This is a genomic window from Paraburkholderia sp. AV2 (genome assembly GCF_054968425.1).
Window position 1 is genome coordinate 17459 of the sequence record NZ_JBANLK010000042.1, and the last position, 16345, is coordinate 33803.

11 protein-coding genes are annotated in these 16345 nt (G+C 67.4%); 3 read left to right on the top strand and 8 right to left on the bottom strand.

The genetic code is table 11. From position 1 onward, the window contains the following. Positions 1–3: 3 nt before the first annotated feature. From V8683_RS24035 to V8683_RS24065, 7 genes are all read right to left on the bottom strand, one after another. Positions 4–714 carry a Crp/Fnr family transcriptional regulator gene (locus V8683_RS24035; protein WP_411192737.1) on the bottom strand — a complete coding sequence of 237 codons (711 nt, stop codon included), beginning with the start codon at positions 712–714 and terminating at the stop codon, positions 4–6. Positions 715–778: 64 nt separating this feature from the next. After that, on the bottom strand, positions 779–2107 hold the full coding sequence (locus V8683_RS24040; protein ID WP_411192738.1) for a type II toxin-antitoxin system HipA family toxin: 1329 nt from the start codon (positions 2105–2107) through the stop codon (positions 779–781). Then, a complete protein-coding gene (locus V8683_RS24045) occupies positions 2104–2532 on the bottom strand; it encodes a helix-turn-helix transcriptional regulator (protein WP_411192739.1) in 429 nt (142 codons plus the stop codon). Before V8683_RS24045 ends, V8683_RS24040 begins: the two co-directional genes overlap by 4 nt. Before the next feature lie 185 nt (positions 2533–2717). Continuing rightward, the gene (locus tag V8683_RS24050) at positions 2718–4283 is read right to left on the bottom strand and encodes an efflux transporter outer membrane subunit (RefSeq protein WP_411192740.1); all 1566 of its coding nucleotides are present in this window, start codon (positions 4281–4283) and stop codon (positions 2718–2720) included. Between the two features lie 2 nt (positions 4284–4285). Continuing rightward, entirely contained in the window at positions 4286–7513 is a 3228-nt protein-coding gene (locus V8683_RS24055; protein WP_411192741.1) for an efflux RND transporter permease subunit, read from the bottom strand. A 6-nt stretch (positions 7514–7519) separates the two neighbouring features. Next, positions 7520–10618, bottom strand: a complete 3099-nt coding sequence (locus V8683_RS24060) for an efflux RND transporter permease subunit (RefSeq protein ID WP_411192742.1) — start codon at positions 10616–10618, stop codon at positions 7520–7522. Between the two features lie 13 nt (positions 10619–10631). Next, complete coding sequence (locus V8683_RS24065; RefSeq protein ID WP_411192743.1) at positions 10632–11795, bottom strand: efflux RND transporter periplasmic adaptor subunit; 1164 nt, start codon at positions 11793–11795, stop codon at positions 10632–10634. 337 nt (positions 11796–12132) lie between these two features. Between V8683_RS24065 and V8683_RS24070 the strand changes: the two genes are divergently transcribed. Together V8683_RS24070 and V8683_RS24075 are read left to right on the top strand one after the other, a co-directional pair. After that, a complete protein-coding gene (locus V8683_RS24070) occupies positions 12133–13602 on the top strand; it encodes a sensor histidine kinase (protein WP_411192744.1) in 1470 nt (489 codons plus the stop codon). Then, on the top strand, positions 13587–14936 hold the full coding sequence (locus tag V8683_RS24075) for a sigma-54-dependent transcriptional regulator (RefSeq protein WP_411192745.1): 1350 nt from the start codon (positions 13587–13589) through the stop codon (positions 14934–14936). The genes V8683_RS24070 and V8683_RS24075 overlap by 16 nt, the downstream gene beginning before the upstream one ends. A gap of 20 nt (positions 14937–14956) precedes the next feature. On the opposite strand, the gene V8683_RS24080 is transcribed toward V8683_RS24075, so the two are convergent. Next, positions 14957–15223: a hypothetical protein gene (locus tag V8683_RS24080; RefSeq protein ID WP_411192746.1), complete on the bottom strand. Its 267-nt coding sequence runs from the start codon at positions 15221–15223 to the stop codon at positions 14957–14959. Positions 15224–15460: 237 nt separating this feature from the next. On the opposite strand from V8683_RS24080, the gene V8683_RS24085 reads away from it, so the two are divergent. Continuing rightward, positions 15461–16153 carry an aspartyl/asparaginyl beta-hydroxylase domain-containing protein gene (locus V8683_RS24085; protein WP_411193512.1) on the top strand — a complete coding sequence of 231 codons (693 nt, stop codon included), beginning with the start codon at positions 15461–15463 and terminating at the stop codon, positions 16151–16153. Positions 16154–16345 lie beyond the last annotated feature (192 nt).

Here is a 16345-nt window from a genome sequence, read left to right on the forward strand (position 1 = left end):
CGGCTACGCAGTATCGGAATCGCCTTCGCCGCGGCTTGCGGCACCAAGCCTCGCAAAGTCGAGGATCGCGATCTCCCCGGACTTCAGGGCCACGATCCCCTGACTCTCCAGCTTCTTGAGCAACTGGTTGGTGGTTTGCCGCGACAGCGACACCATCGAGGCGAGACGCTCCTGCGAGAGCCGGATGCGCTCGCCGCGCTCGTGCAGGCCGCCGTAGCCGCCCGCGATCGAGAGCAGCCGGCTCGCGAGCCGCTGCGCGGCGGGCAGCAGCGTCATGTCTTCGGTGTTCGCGAACGAGAGGCGCAACCGCTGCGCCATCAGCAGCGCGAAGTCGCGCCAATACGCGGGTGTCGTTTCCAACAGGGTGAGCAGCGCTGCTTCGGGCACGTGCATGAGCAGGGTGCGGCTGGCGGCCGTTGCATCGTGCGGCCGCGGCAGGCCGTCGAACAGCGAAATCTCGCCGATCCAGGCCGTGGGGCCGAGCACGGCGAGGAGTGCTTCCTTGCCGTCGGCCCCGACCGTGCCGATGGTGAGCCCGCCGCCCAGCACCGCATAGAGCCCGTTCGACCGGTCGCCGTAGCGATAGAGCCGTTGCCCCTTGTCGAGCGTCATGAGCGAGCCGTGGGCGATCAGCCAGTCCTTGAGCCCGGCCGGCAGGCCGTGGAACCAGCCGGTCGTTTCCAGTTGCGGGCGGTAGCGTTGCGGCGCATTCATCGGCGAATCGCGTGATCGTGTGGGTTGTCGTCTATCCGGCAGATTGTAAGCGGCGTCGGTCCGCTCACGAATGGAGCCGCGCCGCGAGCCTGCGCATGCCTGAGAAGATCGCCTCGGCTATGTCTTCGGGAAAGTCGGCGGGAATCTGCGCCGAAACAGCTTCGATGACGCCGGGCGTGTCCGCCGCCACGCGCGCGATCATCTGCCCGATTTCCCCGGCGGCGAACCCCACTCGCTGGCCTTGGGCGATCCAGTGCCGCGGAGCGATCTCGTCGATGCGGTAGTGCCGGTTCCGGCCGCGCACCGCCATCGCGAGACTGACGCGTTGCGGGGCGATATGGTTGCGGCCGCGTCCCACGATGGGGTGGGCCGAAAGAACGTCGTAGAGCGGCGTCGAGACATACCGGCCGCCCGAGAGCAGGGCAATGCTGAAATTCTTGGCGTGGCCGTCGGTTGCCGCAAGCAGCCAGAAGACGATCTGCGAGAGGAAAAAGTCGTGGCGGTCGTCCGCTGCGCGCGCGGACCCGTCGAGCACGGCCATCACGCCTTCGATGCCGGGGCCGCCGTCGGCCTCGTACTTGCCGAGTCCAGGCGTGCCCGTTGTCTGGCACAGGTATTCCTGAGGAAGCCTGACGATCCATCTGCCGTCGCTCGCCAGGCGCCGGTCGAATCGCTCGACCACGAGCGCCTTGGCGTCGTCGAAGCGGGCGATGTCGCAGTGCGCGACGGGCAGGCCGAAGGCGGCGATGATCTTCGAGCACAGCCATTCGTTTTCCACCGACGTGCGCATGTCGGCGCGCATGTTGCCCACGAGACCGAGCGGCAGCTTCAGGATGTGGGTGGTGGGCGTGCTGCCTTCGGGCAGCAGCCATTGACCGCCGTGGTGGAGCAGCGCGGTCTTTTCCTGGGCGCCGGCAATGGAGAGGCGCAGGTTGTCCGCGGATTCGGGCTCGCCCGCGTGCGGGGCGGCCGTTGTTTCCCTGAGGAGTGCTGCAATGTCGGACTCGCCGAGCGGGCGCCCCTTGATGCGCGTGAGTCCCGTGGGCTCTTCTCCGGCGGGGAGTATCTGCAGTGCGCCCACGCAGTCGCGCCCCAGTGCCGCGAGCAGTTCGAACGGGGAGGTCCCGCCGGTCCGGTAGCGGACGGCGATCCGCCTGCGGATCCGGTCGCTGTCCGGAAGCAGGTTGTCGAAGTAGTCGGAGACGATCCGGCCCCGGTAGGGCTGGTTGCCGGGCGTGAAGGGCAGCGAAAGGGAGAGCGGGCGGCCCTGCTCGTCGCCGATCCAGCTCTCCAGGTACACGAGACGCTCGGCGCCGCGGACGTTTTCCCAATACCCGACAGGCAGTCCGTTCATCCAGAGGTCGAGGCGGTTCGCTGGGCGGCGCGTGCTCACCAGTCCTCCCGTGTCTTGCCGGCCGGGCGCTGCGCGCGTGGCGTGCCGCTGCCGGCCGCCGACGGGCTGCGGCGCTTGCGCGAGGGGGACGACGCCGTTTTCGCGGGCGCGGGCTGGCTGGCGGCGTCGGCCTCTTTCCGGCCGGCGCGAGCCTGCATGCGGGCGGGCGGCGTGGCGGGACCGGTCGATGGCGCGGATCGTTCGGAGGGTTCGGGCGCGCCGAGCCTGATCGCGGCATCGAACTGCCTCAGCACGCGAAAGAGCCGCTCGACGCTTGCCGTCTCCGGATTGGCTTCGAAGGCGGCGTAGCTCTGCTGCGAGATGCCGAGACGCCGGGCGATGGCCTCCTGGGTGAGGCCAGCCTCCTTGCGGAAGCCCACGAGAATGGGGCGCAACTGGCTGAGGGTCTTGATCGGATAGTCCACGGGGATCTCCAGGGCGCGGGGATCGCTATCCGGATGATACAGCCTGCAGGCTGTAAATTCAAAATACAACGTATAAGCTGTAAATGGAAAATACAGGGTTTAGACTGTAAAACCGGATTCCGGATTTTCAGCCGGTGTTGCCGGGCAGGGCGCCCGCGTCTGTTCGCGGCGCCCTGCCCGTGATGCTATTGCACCTGTTGCGCCTCGTGCCCGGCGCTGCCGGGACCGTCGGCCGCCACTGCCGCGCCCCGGCGCTCATCCCACTGCCAGCCGCCGCCCAGATTCCTGATCAGCGCCACGCTGCTTTGCACCAGTTGCGCCTGGGTGTCCTTCACGTTCTGTTCAGCCTGCAGCAGCGTGAGCTGCTGCGTCAGCAGGCCTGCCTCGCTGGCCGTGCCGGCGCTCATCTGCGCCTCCACGCTCGCGAACAACGCTTGGTTGCGCTGGTAGATGTTCGCGTAGGCCGTTTCCTGCTGCGCGAGATGGTTCCACGAGGACAGGCTGTCCTCGACGTTCTGGAACGCGCCCAGCACGGCCTGCCGATAGTTGGCCACGGCCTCGTCGTAGCTTGCCTGCGCCTCGTGCACGGCAGCCGTGCGCGCGCCGCCATCGAAGATCGTCGCGGCAAGGTCCGGGCCGAGCGTCCACACGCGGCTTGGCAGCGAGAACAGATGCGCGAACGTGTTGTGCTCGAAGCCGCCCTGCGCGCTCAGGTCCAGCGCCGGGAAAAACGCCGCTTCGGCCACGCCGATCTTCGCGTTGGCCGCTTCCGCCGAGCGCTCGGCGCTCACCACGTCGGGCCGCCGCTCAAGCAACTGCGACGGCAGCGAGAGCGGCACGGCCGGCGTGCCGAACGCGTAATCCTGCTGCGGCGCGAGCGTGAAGCTCGCGGGCGGCACGCCGACCAGCATGGCAATGGCGTGCTCGTCCTGCTCGCGCGAGGTCTCGGTGGTCTGCAGCTCGGCCAACACGAGTTCGAGCGCGTCCTGCGCGGCGAGCACGTCGTCGTTCGAAGCCGTGCCCTGGGAATAGGCCGACCGCGTGATGTCGAGCAGGCGCGCCTCGATGTCCCGCTGCGTCTTGAGTGAAGCGATGTCGATATCGGCCTGGCGCAGCGCGAAGTAGTCGTCCACGACGCTCGCGGCGATCGAAAGGCGCTCGCCTGCGAGCTGGGCGTCCGAGGCCTGTGCGCTGGCCTTGCTCGATTCGATCTCGCGGCGTATCTGCCCCCACAGGTCGGGTTCCCAGCTCGCGGCGACGTTTGCGCTCACGGCGTTGTGCACGCCCACGATCGTGCTGCCCGTTGTCGGGCTCACGCCGCCCGTGGCGGCGCCCGGGCCTGTGCCGCTGCGCGTGGCCGAGAGCCCCGCCGTGACGACCGGAAAGAGGCTCGCCACGCTGGCGTCGACGGTGGCCTGCGCGAGCCGGTAGGCTGCCTCGGCCGCGACGATGGACTGGTTGGCCTTGAGCGACTGCTCGACGAGCTGGGTCAGCTTCGGGTCGTCGTAGACGGTCCACCAACTGCTGGAGAGCGATCCCTGCGGATTCGCGTCGGCGCGCTGCCAGTCCACGCCTTCCTTGAAGGTGGCCGGAATCTCGGTCGTGGGCTTGTGGTAGTCCGGGCCGACGGCACAGCCCGCGAGCCACAGGAGCGCGAGCGCGGCCGCGCAGCGGCGCAGGGCGGGGCGCGCGGCGCGCGGGCGCGACAGCGTAGTGAAGAGAGACTGCGCGAAGAATGACGGCGTAGTCATGGTCATGCTTCCTTCTTGCGGCGACGCAAGCGTTGATAGGCCCGGTCGAGCCACAGATAGATGACGGGCGTCGTATAGAGCGTGAGCATCTGGCTGAAGATGAGGCCGCCGATGATCGAGATGCCGAGCGGCTTGCGGAATTCCGACCCGTAGCCCGAGCCGAACACGAGCGGCAGCGCGCCGAGTATCGCGGCGCTCGTCGTCATCATGATCGGCCGGAAGCGGATCAGGCATGCGCGCGTGATGGCCTCTTCGGCGGGCAGCTTGTGCTGGCGCTCTTCGGTAATGGCGAAGTCGATCATCATGATCGCGTTCTTCTTCACGATGCCGATCAGCAGGATCACGCCGACGAGCGCGATGATCGAAAGCTCCGTATGCGTGGCGATCAGCGCGATCAGCGCGCCCACGCCGGCCGAGGGCAGCGTCGAGAGGATCGTGAGCGGGTGCATCAGGTTCTCGTAGAGCATGCCGAGCACGATGTACACGGAGAGCAGCGCGGCCACGATCAGGAGCGGCTCGCTCGACACCGACTGCTGGAACACCTGCGCGGTGCCCGCGAAATTGCCGGTGATGCTGGCGGGCATGCGCAACTGGGAGACGGCGTCGTCGACCTCGCGCGTGGCCGCGCCGATCGAGGCGCCGGGCGCGAGGTTGAACGACGCCGTGACGGCCGGGAAGACGCCCTGGTGATTGATCGAGATCGCCGTGCGGTCGATCGAGAAATGCGCCATCGCGGCGAGCGGCACGAGCGGCTCGCCGCTCGAAAGCACGGCCGTGGCGGGCGTGACGGTCGTGCTGGCGGGGCCGGCCGCGGCGGCGGCCGAAGCCGCCGCGGCGAGCGCGGCGGTCTCGCTGGCCGAGGTCATGACGCTCGCGCCCGCCGGGCTGCCGCTGCCGCCCGAGCCGGCGCCGCCCGCGCTCGGTGCGCCGGCCGGCACGTAGATGCCCTTGAGCGCGGCGGGGTCGGTCCAATACTCGGGCGCGAGTTCCATCACCACGTGATATTGGTTGGCCGACTTGTAGATCGTCGAGACCTGGCGCTGGCCGAACGCGTCGTAGAGCGCGTTGTCGATCGAGTCGAAGTTCACGCCGAGGCGTCCCGCCGCATCGCGGTTCACATTCACGGTCGCCTGCATGCTGTTGTCCTGCTGGTCCGTGTTGACGTCCTGGAGAATCGGGATCTTGTGCATCAGCGCGACCACCTTCGGCACCCACTTGTCGAGGTCGTCCTGGTCGTCGGCGGTCAGCGTGTACTGGTATTGCGCCGCGCTTTGCCGGCCGCCCACCGTGATGTCCTGGGCCGACTGCAGATAGAGCCGCGCGCCCGGAATGTCGCCCAGCGTGCGGCGGATCTGCGCGATGACCTCGTCGGCCGTCGCGTGGCGCACGCCGAGCGGCTTGAGCGTCACGAACAGGATCGCCGTGTTGATCGCGTTGGTGCCGCCGATGAAGCCGCCCACGGCCTGCACGTTCGGATTGGCGAGCACCTGCTTCGAGATGGCCGTGAACTTCTGCTGCATGAGCCGGTACGAGATGCTCTGCGAGGCCTGGATCGAGCCGATCAGGCGTCCCGTGTCCTCCTGCGGAAAGAAGCCCTTGGGCACGACCACATAGAGCATCACGTTGAGCGCGAGCACGAGGATCGTGACGATGCCCATCAGGAGCGGATGGCGGATCACCCAGCCGAGCGTGCGCGCGTAGAAGCGGTGAAAGCGCGAGTCGGGGTACTCCTCTTCGCGGTGCCCTTCGTGCGCGCCGTGCAGGGCCACGCTGGAGAGCATGGGCGTGACCGTGAGCGAGATGAGCATCGACATGATGATCGCGGCGGAGAGCGACACCGAGAACTCGCGGAACAGCCGCCCGACAATGCCGCCCATCAGCAGGAGCGGAATGAACACGGCGACGAGCGACACGCTGATCGTGAGCACCGTGAAGCCCACTTCGCGCGCGCCGTTCAGCGCGGCCTGCACGGGCCGTTCGCCGCGCTCCAGGTGGCGCATGATGTTCTCGACCACGACGATCGCGTCGTCCACCACGAAGCCCGTCGAGATGGTGAGCGCCATCAGCGAGAGGTTGTTCAGGCTGAAGCCGAGGAAGTACATGATGCCGAACGTGCCGAGCAGCGAGAGCGGCACGACGATGGCTGGCACGAGCGTCGTGCGCCAACTGCGGAAAAAGGCGAAAGTCACCAGCGTGACGAGCAGGATCGAAACGGCCAGCGTGATCTCCACGTCGAGCAGCGAGGCGCGGATCGTGACCGTGCGGTCCATCAGGATGTTGAGCCGGATGGTGGGCAGGATCGACGCTTCGAGGAACGGCAGCGCGGCCTTCACGTTGTCCACGGTGTCGATGACGTTCGCGCCCGGCTCCTTGTAGACGATCAGCAGCACGGCGGGCTTGCCGTCCGAAAGTCCGTAGTTCTCCAGATTTTCCACGTCCTGGCGCACGTAGCCCAGGTCCGAGATGTGCACGACGTCGTTGCCGACCTGCTTGACGATGATCGGCGCGTAGTCGGCCGGGTTGTACAGCATGTCGTTGGCGCCGATCGTGTAGGCCACCCCGCTCAATGCCGCCGAGCCCTTCGGCAGGTCGGTGTTGGAGTTCGCGATTGCCGTGCGGATCTGCTCGAGGCTCACGCCGTAGTGGCTCACGCGGTCGGGGTTCAGCTCGATGCGCACGGCGGGCAGCGCGCCGCCGCCCACGGTCACGTCGCCCACGCCCGGCGTTTGCAGCAGCTTTTGCTGCAGCACCGTGGAGGCGGCGTCGTAGAGCTGCCCGCGCGTGGCCGAATCGGAGGTGAGGCTGATGATGAGAATGGGCGCGTCGGCAGGGTTGACCTTGCGATAGGTCGGGTTGCCGTCGAGGTTCGCGGGCAGGTTCGTGCGCGCGGCGTTGATGGCGGCCTGCACGTCGCGCGCGGCGCCGTCGATGTTGCGGTTCAGGTCGAACTGCATCGTGATGCGCGTCGCGCCGAGCGAGCTCACCGAGGTCATCTGCGTGATGCCGGCGATCTGGCCGAACTGGCGTTCGAGCGGCGTGGCCACCGAGGTCGCCACCGTCTCCGGATCGGCGCCCGGCAGGTGCGCCGTTACGTTGATGGTCGGAAAGTCGATCTCGGGCAGCGGCGCCACGGGCAGCAGCTTGAACGCGAGCATGCCGAAGAGCGCGATGCCCACGGCGATCAGCGTGGTCGCGACGGGCCGGCGAATGAACGGTTCTGAGAGGTTCATTGCCGGTTACTCCGCCGCCGCACCGGTTGCGCCGGCTGCGCCGGGCGCGTTCTTGCTGAAGAAGTCCTCGACGCGATGCAGCGCGAGATACATCACGGGCGTCGAAAAGAGCGTGAGCAGCTGGCTCACGATCAGGCCGCCGATGATCGCGATGCCGAGCGGATGCCGCAGCTCCGAGCCCATGCCGGTGCCGAACGCGAGCGGCACGGCGCCGAACAGCGACGCCATGGTGGTCATCAGGATCGGCCGGAAGCGCAGCTCGGCGGCGCGGCGGATCGCCTCGACGGGCGCGAGCTTTTCGTTGCGCTCCAGTTCGAGCGCGAAGTCGATCATCATGATCGCGTTCTTCATCACGATGCCGATCAGCAGCACGATGCCGATCAGGCCGATGATGTCGAACTGCGTGCCGGTGACGACGAGCGCGGCGAGCGCGCCGAGCGCGGCCGAGGGCAGTGTGGAGAGGATCGTCACCGGATGGATGAAGCTCTCGTACAGAATGCCGAGCATCAGATACACGACGATGATGGCCGCTGCCACGAGGAAGGCTTCGTTCGCGAGCGAGGCCTGGAAGGTGGCCGCCGAGCCTTCGAGCGACGCCTGCACCGTGGCCGGCAGGCCGATGCGCTTCTCGATGCCGGAAAGGTGCGAGAGCGCCGTGCCGAGCGTGTAGCCCGGCGCCAGGTTGAACGACACGTCCGCGTAGGGGAACTGGCCCTGGCGGTTGATCGTGACGGGCGAGGGGATGAGCTTCATGGTCGCCATCGTGGCGAGCGGCGCGACGCCGCCCGAGGCCGTATCGACGTAGAGGCCGTCGAGCAGGTGGGTCATGTCGCTCGATTCGCGGTTGGCCGCGAGCACGACGTGGTACTGGTTCAGCTGCGTATAGATCGTCGAGACCTGGCGCTGGCCGTAGGCGTCGTACAGCACGTCGTCGATCGCCTGGGGCGTGATGCCGAGGCGCGAAGCGGTGTCGCGGTCGAAGGTCAGCTGGATCTGGTTGCCCTGCTGCATGGCCTGGCTTTGCACGTCGGCGAACGCGGGGTCCGCGCGCAGCGCCGCGATCAGCTTGCCGGTCCATTCGTTGAGCACGTCCGTGTCGGTCGCCTGGAGGCCGACGCGGTAGCTCGTGGTCGAGAGCGTGTCGTCGAGCGTGAGATCCTGCACGGGGTGCAGGAAGAGGCGCATGCCGGCGTCGCCCGCGGTCGAATCCGAGAGGCGGCGGATCACGGCGGCGCTGCTGTCGCGATCGCCCTTGTCCTTCAGGTTGATGAGGATGGTTCCCTGGTTCAGCGTCGGGCTCGTCTGGTTGATGCCGATGAACGAGGAGAGACTTTCCACCGCCGGATCCTTGAGGATCTGGCCAACGAGCTGTTCCTGCTTCTTCACCATGTACTGGAACGAAATGCCCGGCGAGGCCTGGGAGATCCCTTCGATAAGGCCCGTGTCCTGCTCGGGAAAGAAGCCCTTCGGCATGAAGAACAGGATCGCGAAGGTGAGCGCCGCCGTCACGGCCACCGAGATCAGCGTGAGCACGCGGTGCTCCAGCACCCAGCCGAGTCCCTTGACGTACTGCGCGTTGATCTTGTCGAAGAAGTCCGCATGGTGCTCCGCGCCGTGTGCGGCGTCGTGCGGCTTGAACATGCGCGAGCACATCATCGGCGTGAGCGTGAGCGAGACGAATGCCGAGATCACGATGGCGATGGCGAGCGTGAGCGCGAACTCGCGAAAGAGCCGCCCGACCACGTCGCCCATGAAGAGGAGCGGAATCATCACGGCAATCAGCGAGACCGAAAGCGAAATGATCGTGAATCCTATCTGTTTGGCTCCCTTCAGCGCTGCATTGAGCGGCGTTTCGCCCATTTCGAGGTAGCGCGTGATGTTCTCGATCATCACGATCGCGTCGTCCACCACGAAGCCCGTGGCCACGGTGAGCGACATCAGCGTGAGATTGTTGAGCGAGAAGTCGAGGCCGTAGGCCACCGCGAGCGTGCCGATCAGCGAGAGCGGGACCGTCACGGCCGGAATGAGGGTGGCCGCGAGCTTGCGCAGGAACAGGAAGATCACCATCACCACGAGCGCGACGGCCATGCCGAGCTCGTACTCGACGTCGCGCACCGAGGCGCGGATAGTCTGCGTGCGGTCGGTCAGCACGTCGACCTTCAGCGTGCCCGGCAAGCTTGCGCGCAACTGCGGCAGCAGCTTTTGCACGCGGTCCACCACGTCGATCACGTTCGCGCCCGGCTGGCGCTGGATGTTGAGCACGATCGAGGGCGTGTCGTTGGTCCACGCGGCCTGGCGCACGTCCTCGGCGCCGTCGACGGAGTGCGCGATCTGCGAGAGGCGGACGGGCGCGCCGTTCTTGTAGGCGATCACGAGGTCCGTATAGGCCGAAGCGGTCTGAAGCTGGTCGTTGGCGCCGATCGCATACGACTGGTAGCGGCCGTCCAGGTTGCCCTTCGCCTGGTTCACGTTGGCGTCGGCGAGCGCGGTGCGCACGTCGTCGAGCGACATGCCGAGCGAGTTGAGCATGCCCGTGTTCGTTTCCACGCGCACGGCCGGACGCTGCCCGCCGCTGATCGTGACGAGCCCCACGCCCGAGATCTGCGAGATCTTCTGCGCGAGGCGCGTGTCGGCGAGGTCTTCGATCTTCGTGAGCGGCAGCGTTTGGGACGTGAGCGACAGTGTGAGCACCGGCGCGTCGGCCGGATTGACCTTGCTGTAGACGGGCGGGTAGGGCAGGTTGGCCGGCAGGTAGCTCGCCGACGCATTGATGGCGGCTTGCACCTCCTGCTCCGCGACGTCGAGCGAGAGCGTGAGGTCGAACTCTAGCGTGATGACCGAGACGCCGTTCGAACTGGTCGAGTTCATCGACTTCAGGCCCGCCATTTCGCCGAGCTGCACTTCGAGCGGCGCGGTGATCGACGAGCTGACCACGTCGGGCGCGGCGCCGGGGTACTGCGTGTAGACCTGGATCGTCGGGTAATCGACCTCGGGCAGCGCCGAAACGGGCAGCAGGTGATAGCCGAGCAGGCCGGCGAGCAGAATCGCCACCATCAACAGCGCGGTGGCGATCGGCCGCTCGATGAACGGGCGCGAGATATTCATGGGCGCGGCCTGTTCAGTGCGAAGCGGACGAAACAGCGGGTGACGAGACAGCCGGCGACGAAACAACCCGCATGAGCGAGCCGTTGTCGAGCTTGTCGGCGCCGTCGGTCACCACGCGCTCGCCCGGCTTCACGCTGCCGTCGGGAATGGCCGTGTCGTCGCCGCTCACCGGGCCCGCCTTTACGTTGCGCAGCACGGCCTTGTTGCCCGCGCCCACCACGAAGACGAAGTCGCCGTTGGTGCCGTGCTGGATCGCCGCGGTCGGGATCACCGGCACCTGGTCGAGCGTGTCGGCCTGCATGCTCGCATTCACGAACTGGTTCGGAAAGAGTGCGTCGCCCGCGTGATCGAACTGGGCGCGGACCTTGACCGTGCCGGTGGTCGTGTCGACCTGGTTGTCGAGCGCGAGCAGCGTGCCGGTGGCGAGGAGCTTGCGTTTGTCGCGGTCCCAGGCGAGCACCTTCACGGGGCCGCGCGCCATGGCTTCGTGAATCTGGCCGAGGTAGTCCTCCGGCACCGCGTAGATCACGGTGATCGGTTCGAGCTGGGCGATGACGGCCATGCCGGTCGTGCTCGTCGTCGTCACGTAGTTGCCTGGATCGACGAGGCGCAGGCCGATCACGCCGTCCACCGGCGACGTGATCGTGCAGTAGCTCACCTGCACCTGGAGATTCTTGACGTTGCCCGTGTCGGCTGTGACCGCGCCCTCGTCCTGCTTGACGGTGGCCACCTGCGTGTCGAGCTGCTGCTGCGTGATCGAGCCGGTCTTGATGAGCACCTGGTAGCGCTGCAGGTTCAGGCGGTCGTTGGCGAGCGTGGCCTGATCGTGCACGAGCGTGCCCTGGGCCTGCTGCAGCTCGGCCTCGAGCTGGCGCGAGTCGATGTGCGCGATCACCTGGTCTTTCTTGACGCGCTGGCCTTCCTTGAAGCCGACCGAATCGAGAATGCCGTTGACCTGGGTGATCAGCGTCACGGTGCGGATGGGCGTGACGGTGCCGAGCGCGTCGATGTACACGGGCACGTCGGCCAGCTTGACGGCGACGGCCGAAACCGGAATGCCGCGCGGCGCCGCCGCGTTGCTCGCGGCAGGGCGCCGGCCGAGGAAGAACCACGCCGCGACGGCGACGAGCAGCACTGCGATAGCGAGTGCTACCCAGTTGATGTGTTTTCTATTCATAACGCCTCGATCGGGGCCCGTAAGCGCGCCGCCATCGCCATGCGGGTTCGATCGGGACGATCCTGGCCACGCGGGGAGGGATAAAACGCGTGCCATCCTCTGCAAAGGACATGCCAGGCAGAGCGCAACGATGCGGCTTGGGTTTTCCGGGCGATGACCGGGATCGGACGGCCGGCCGCTGTCGTAAAACCCAACAGGCCGTGTCGTGATTTGCGACACGCGCAGGCTGGCCGGCGCCTGGCGGCTGGCGCGGGAACCCGCGGCTCGCCTGGCACGGCTTTCGCGTTGGATAATGCCCCTGTCCCTCACCACCACTGAAAACCGTAACTGGACCGACATGCTCCGATCCCTACGCGGCCGGCTGATCCTGCTGCTCGTTCTCCTCGTTGGCGCGGCGCTGGCGACCGGTGTCCTGATGGTCGGACTGTTTCACCAATCGGCGGATGCGCTGCTGAATCAGGCCGCGACCGAGAACACGCGCGCCTGCGACTCGATCGCGGCGGCCTACCGCACCTATAGCGAGGCACATCCGGAGCTGAAGGCCGGCCTCGACGACGCCACCGTGCACCGCCGCTTGAGCGATCTGCTCGACGGCTCGCTGCGCACGCGGCCCGGCATTCAGGGCGGCATCTGGAGCGGCGAAGCGGGCTCGTTTGCCTACGCGTATCCCACCTACCCCGGCGCGGTGGAGCGCACCGACCCGCCCGGAGGCGAGCTGCCGCGCATTCGCGCGATCAACGAGGCCGCGCTCGCGAGCGACCACACGACGAGCAAGCGCTACCGGGGGCAGTCGCAGACGCTCCTGCTGGCGGCGTGCCCGCTGCCCGGGCCGATTCCGCACCTCACCGCCTGGACGATGAGCTGGGCGCTGACCTTCGCGGGCAGCAGCTACCACCAGCTCATGGCGGGTCTCGGCGTGCTGCTCGTCATGGTGCTGGCGGCCGCGGCGCTGCTCACGCATCTCACGATGACCTGGTCGCGCCACGTCTCGCAAATCGAGAGCGCGCTCAACGCCTACGACGTGGCCGAGCTGCCGGTGCTGCCCGCCACGCGCGAGCGCGAGCTCGACCGCATCGTGCTCGCGCTGAACGAGGCGGGGCGGCGGCTTTCGGCTGCGCGCCAGCGCGCCGACACGCTGGCGCGCCAGATGGCCACGGCCGAGCGGATGGCCGCGATTGGCCGCGTGGCCGCAGGCGTCGCGCACGAAATCCGCAATCCGATCGCGGCGATGCGCCTGAAGGCGGAGAGCGCCGTGGCGGCGGGCCCCGAGCGGCAGCCGCAGGCGCTTCAGGTGATACTCGGACAGATCGAGCGGCTCGACGCGCTCGTGCGGCGCCTCCTCAGCATCACGGAGCACGACGAGCCGCGGCGCGAGCAGGTGGCGATCGGGCCGTTCCTCGACGCGTGCCTCGCACGGCATGCGGATCGGGCCGCGGCGAAGCAGGTTACGATGACGCGCACGGGCGATCTTCACGAGGCCCGCTTCGATCCCGATCAACTGGAGCGCGCGCTCGACAACCTGATCCTCAACGCGATCGAGGCGGCGCCCTCCGGCAGCCGTATCGTGGTGGCCGCGCGGCGCGAGCACGACGCCACCATCCTGGCGGTTCACGACGAAGGCGCGGGCCCGCCTGCCGCGATTCTCGAGCACCTGTTCGAGCCGTTCGTCACGGGCCGCCCGGACGGCACGGGCCTCGGCCTTTCGATTGTGCGCGAAGTGGCGGAAGCGCACGGCGGCGTGGCCCGCTTCGTGCGGCGCGCGAACGGAACGACATTCGAAATGGTATTGCCATGGCCCACATCCTGATCGTCGACGACGACGAGACCATGCGCGACGCGCTCGCCGAAGTCGTGCGCGACCTCGGCCACAGCGTTTGCCTCGCCGCGAACGGCGCGCTGGCGCTCGAACTCGTCGAGCGCGAACCCGTGAGCGCGATGTTCCTCGATCTGCGCATGCCGGGCATCGACGGGTTGGAGGTGCTGCGCCGCCTGCGCGAGCGTCCGGCCGCTCCGGCGGTTGCCGTGCTCACCGCGCACGCCACGGCGTCCAACACGATCGAGGCCATGCGCCTTGGCGCCTTCGACCACCTCACCAAGCCTATCGGCCGCAACGATATCGCCCAGGTGCTGGAGCGCATGCTCGCGAGCATCGTGGAGCCGCAGCCGCTCGTGGCGAGCGCGGAGCCCGAAACGCTGATCGGCTCGAGCGAGGCGATGCGCGCGGTGCAGAAGACCATCGGCGTACTCGCCGACAGCGACGCCACCGTGCTGCTCACCGGCGAAACGGGTACGGGCAAGGAAGTCGTCGCGCGCGCGATCCACGAACACGGCCTGCACAATCGCGGGCCGTTCGTCGCGGTGAACTGTGCGGCGATTCCCGCCGATCTTCTGGAAAGCGAACTATTTGGCCATACGCGCGGCGCGTTCACGGGCGCGAGCGCCGAGCGCGAAGGCGCGTTCCGCCAGGCCGCGCACGGCACGCTCTTTCTCGACGAGATCGGCGACATGGGCATGGCGATGCAGGCCAAGATCCTGCGCGCGCTGCAGGAACGCGTGGTGACGCCGGTGGGCGGACGGCCCGTACCCGTGCAGGTGCGCGTGATCGCGGCGACGCACCGCGACCTGATGCGAGGCGTGCGCGAAGGCAGCTTTCGCGAAGACCTCTACTACCGGCTGCACGTGGTGCCGATTCATCTGCCGCCGCTTTCGGCGCGCATTGCCGACATCGTGCCGCTCGCCGAGCATTTCCTCGCCCGCGCGCTCACGCGCAAGCGCCTGTCCGCCGACGCCGCGGCACATCTGATCCGCTATGGCTGGCCCGGCAACGTGCGCGAGTTGAAGAACGCGATGGAGCGCGTGGCCGTGATGGTGCGCGGCGAGTATATCCACACGACCGATCTCGCGTTCCTGCAGGGCGAGCGCGCGGGCGCGGATCACGTGCTCGACTGGCCCGACGAAGACCTGCCTTCCGCGCTCGCGCGCCTCGAAGAGATGCTCATACGCCGCGCGCTCAGGCACAGCGGCAATAACCGCACGGACGCGGCGCGGCGGCTGAACATCAATCGTCAACTGCTCTATGCGAAGCTCAAGCGCTATGGTATCGAGGAGGCGGACGACAGGGGACCCGAGGGCGAGGACTGATCCGCTCGTACCTCGCGCGCTCAGCTTCGTCCCGAATGCCTGATGCGCTTGATGACGAGCACGCAGAACGCGGGCGCATGGACGACGCCGGCGCCGCACGCGATCACCACCCACGGTGGCGCCAGCGGCCCGGCCAGCATGGCGCAGATCACGCCGAACAGAAGGCCGACCGCCAGCAGCACAGCGTGCGCGACGAAGCGCTTGCGACCCGCCACCGTAAAGCGGGGAATGTTGGCGTGGACATAGCCGATGATCAGCAGGGCGAGGGTGGTAATGGCAGGAAACATGGCGGTATCTGTACTTTCCAGGTTCGGGAGTATGTCACGCGCGGCGCCGCAAGGCGCGCGCCCGCGCCGGGTATGGCTTCGAGGCTCGCTGCGGGCTGACCGTTGGTCCGCAGCAACGTAGTCATTCCGTCAGGTGTTCGCGAGACAATAGATCGACGAACCCGACCATCCGACTCGTTGATGCAGAAACACGACTCCCAGGCAGCCAACACGCTGGCCAATGCCGCCGCGACGCTCATGAACCGGCTCTATGACAGCGGCGCGCGGCTCATGCGGCGCATCTACGACCGGCGTCTGCACGATGCGGCCGTGCTCGACGCCCCCCGTCATTTCCCCGACGCCGAACACTTCGTGGCGAACTGGCAGGCGATACGCGCCGAGGCGCTGGAAGTCGCGGCCAGCCTCGGCCGCATCCCACGCTTTCACGAAATCATGCGGGAGCAGGCCGACATCTCGGCCAACGACGGACGCGACTGGCGCATGTACATCATGCAGGCTTACGGCGTGCGCTTTGCCCGTAATCTCGCGCGTTGTCCCACGCTCGCGGCAGTCGTGGCCCGGTCGCCCGACGTGCTTTCGGCTTCGTTTTCCTTTCTCGCGCCGGGCAAGCACATTCCGCCGCATCGCGGGCCATTTCGCGGCATTCTGCGCGGTTATCTCGTCCTCTCGATGCCGCTCGACGCCGATGGGCGACCCGCGGCGACGCTGACCGTCGACGGCCATGACCATCGTCTGCACGACGGCGAATTCATGTTGTGGGACGACACGTTCGAGCACGAAGTGCGCAATGCCAGCAACGCTGTGCGCGTCGTGCTGTTGCTCGATATTCGCCGCCGCCGCATGCCGCGCGACATGCGGCTTTTGTCGGGGGCGGTGATCGCGCTCGTGCGGCTGGGGATTTATTTGCGCGGATCGAGAATTGCGGTTTAGGCCGACTCGCGAGATTTAACGCCTATTTAACCGATGTATCCGGCTTACAGCCGGTTTATTACTCGGCATTACTTCGGCGATTGCCGCACGCGGCCGCCGCGCCCTGCGAGTCCCGGTAAAACACGTCTTTCAGCGCGGGGGCGTGTGTTCGCAGCGCCCAAGCTTGCACCGACGTTTACTTACACTCCGCAA

Coding starts and splice junctions, on each gene's coding strand:
- V8683_RS24055 (WP_411192741.1), bottom strand. CDS start 7,513: ATGAACCTCTCAGAACCGTTCATTCGCCGGCCCGTCGCGACCACGCTG.
- V8683_RS24080 (WP_411192746.1), bottom strand. CDS start 15,223: ATGTTTCCTGCCATTACCACCCTCGCCCTGCTGATCATCGGCTATGTC.
- V8683_RS24070 (WP_411192744.1), top strand. CDS start 12,133: ATGCTCCGATCCCTACGCGGCCGGCTGATCCTGCTGCTCGTTCTCCTC.
- V8683_RS24085 (WP_411193512.1), top strand. CDS start 15,461: ATGAACCGGCTCTATGACAGCGGCGCGCGGCTCATGCGGCGCATCTAC.
- V8683_RS24075 (WP_411192745.1), top strand. CDS start 13,587: ATGGCCCACATCCTGATCGTCGACGACGACGAGACCATGCGCGACGCG.
- V8683_RS24035 (WP_411192737.1), bottom strand. CDS start 714: ATGAATGCGCCGCAACGCTACCGCCCGCAACTGGAAACGACCGGCTGG.
- V8683_RS24050 (WP_411192740.1), bottom strand. CDS start 4,283: ATGACTACGCCGTCATTCTTCGCGCAGTCTCTCTTCACTACGCTGTCG.
- V8683_RS24065 (WP_411192743.1), bottom strand. CDS start 11,795: ATGAATAGAAAACACATCAACTGGGTAGCACTCGCTATCGCAGTGCTG.
- V8683_RS24060 (WP_411192742.1), bottom strand. CDS start 10,618: ATGAATATCTCGCGCCCGTTCATCGAGCGGCCGATCGCCACCGCGCTG.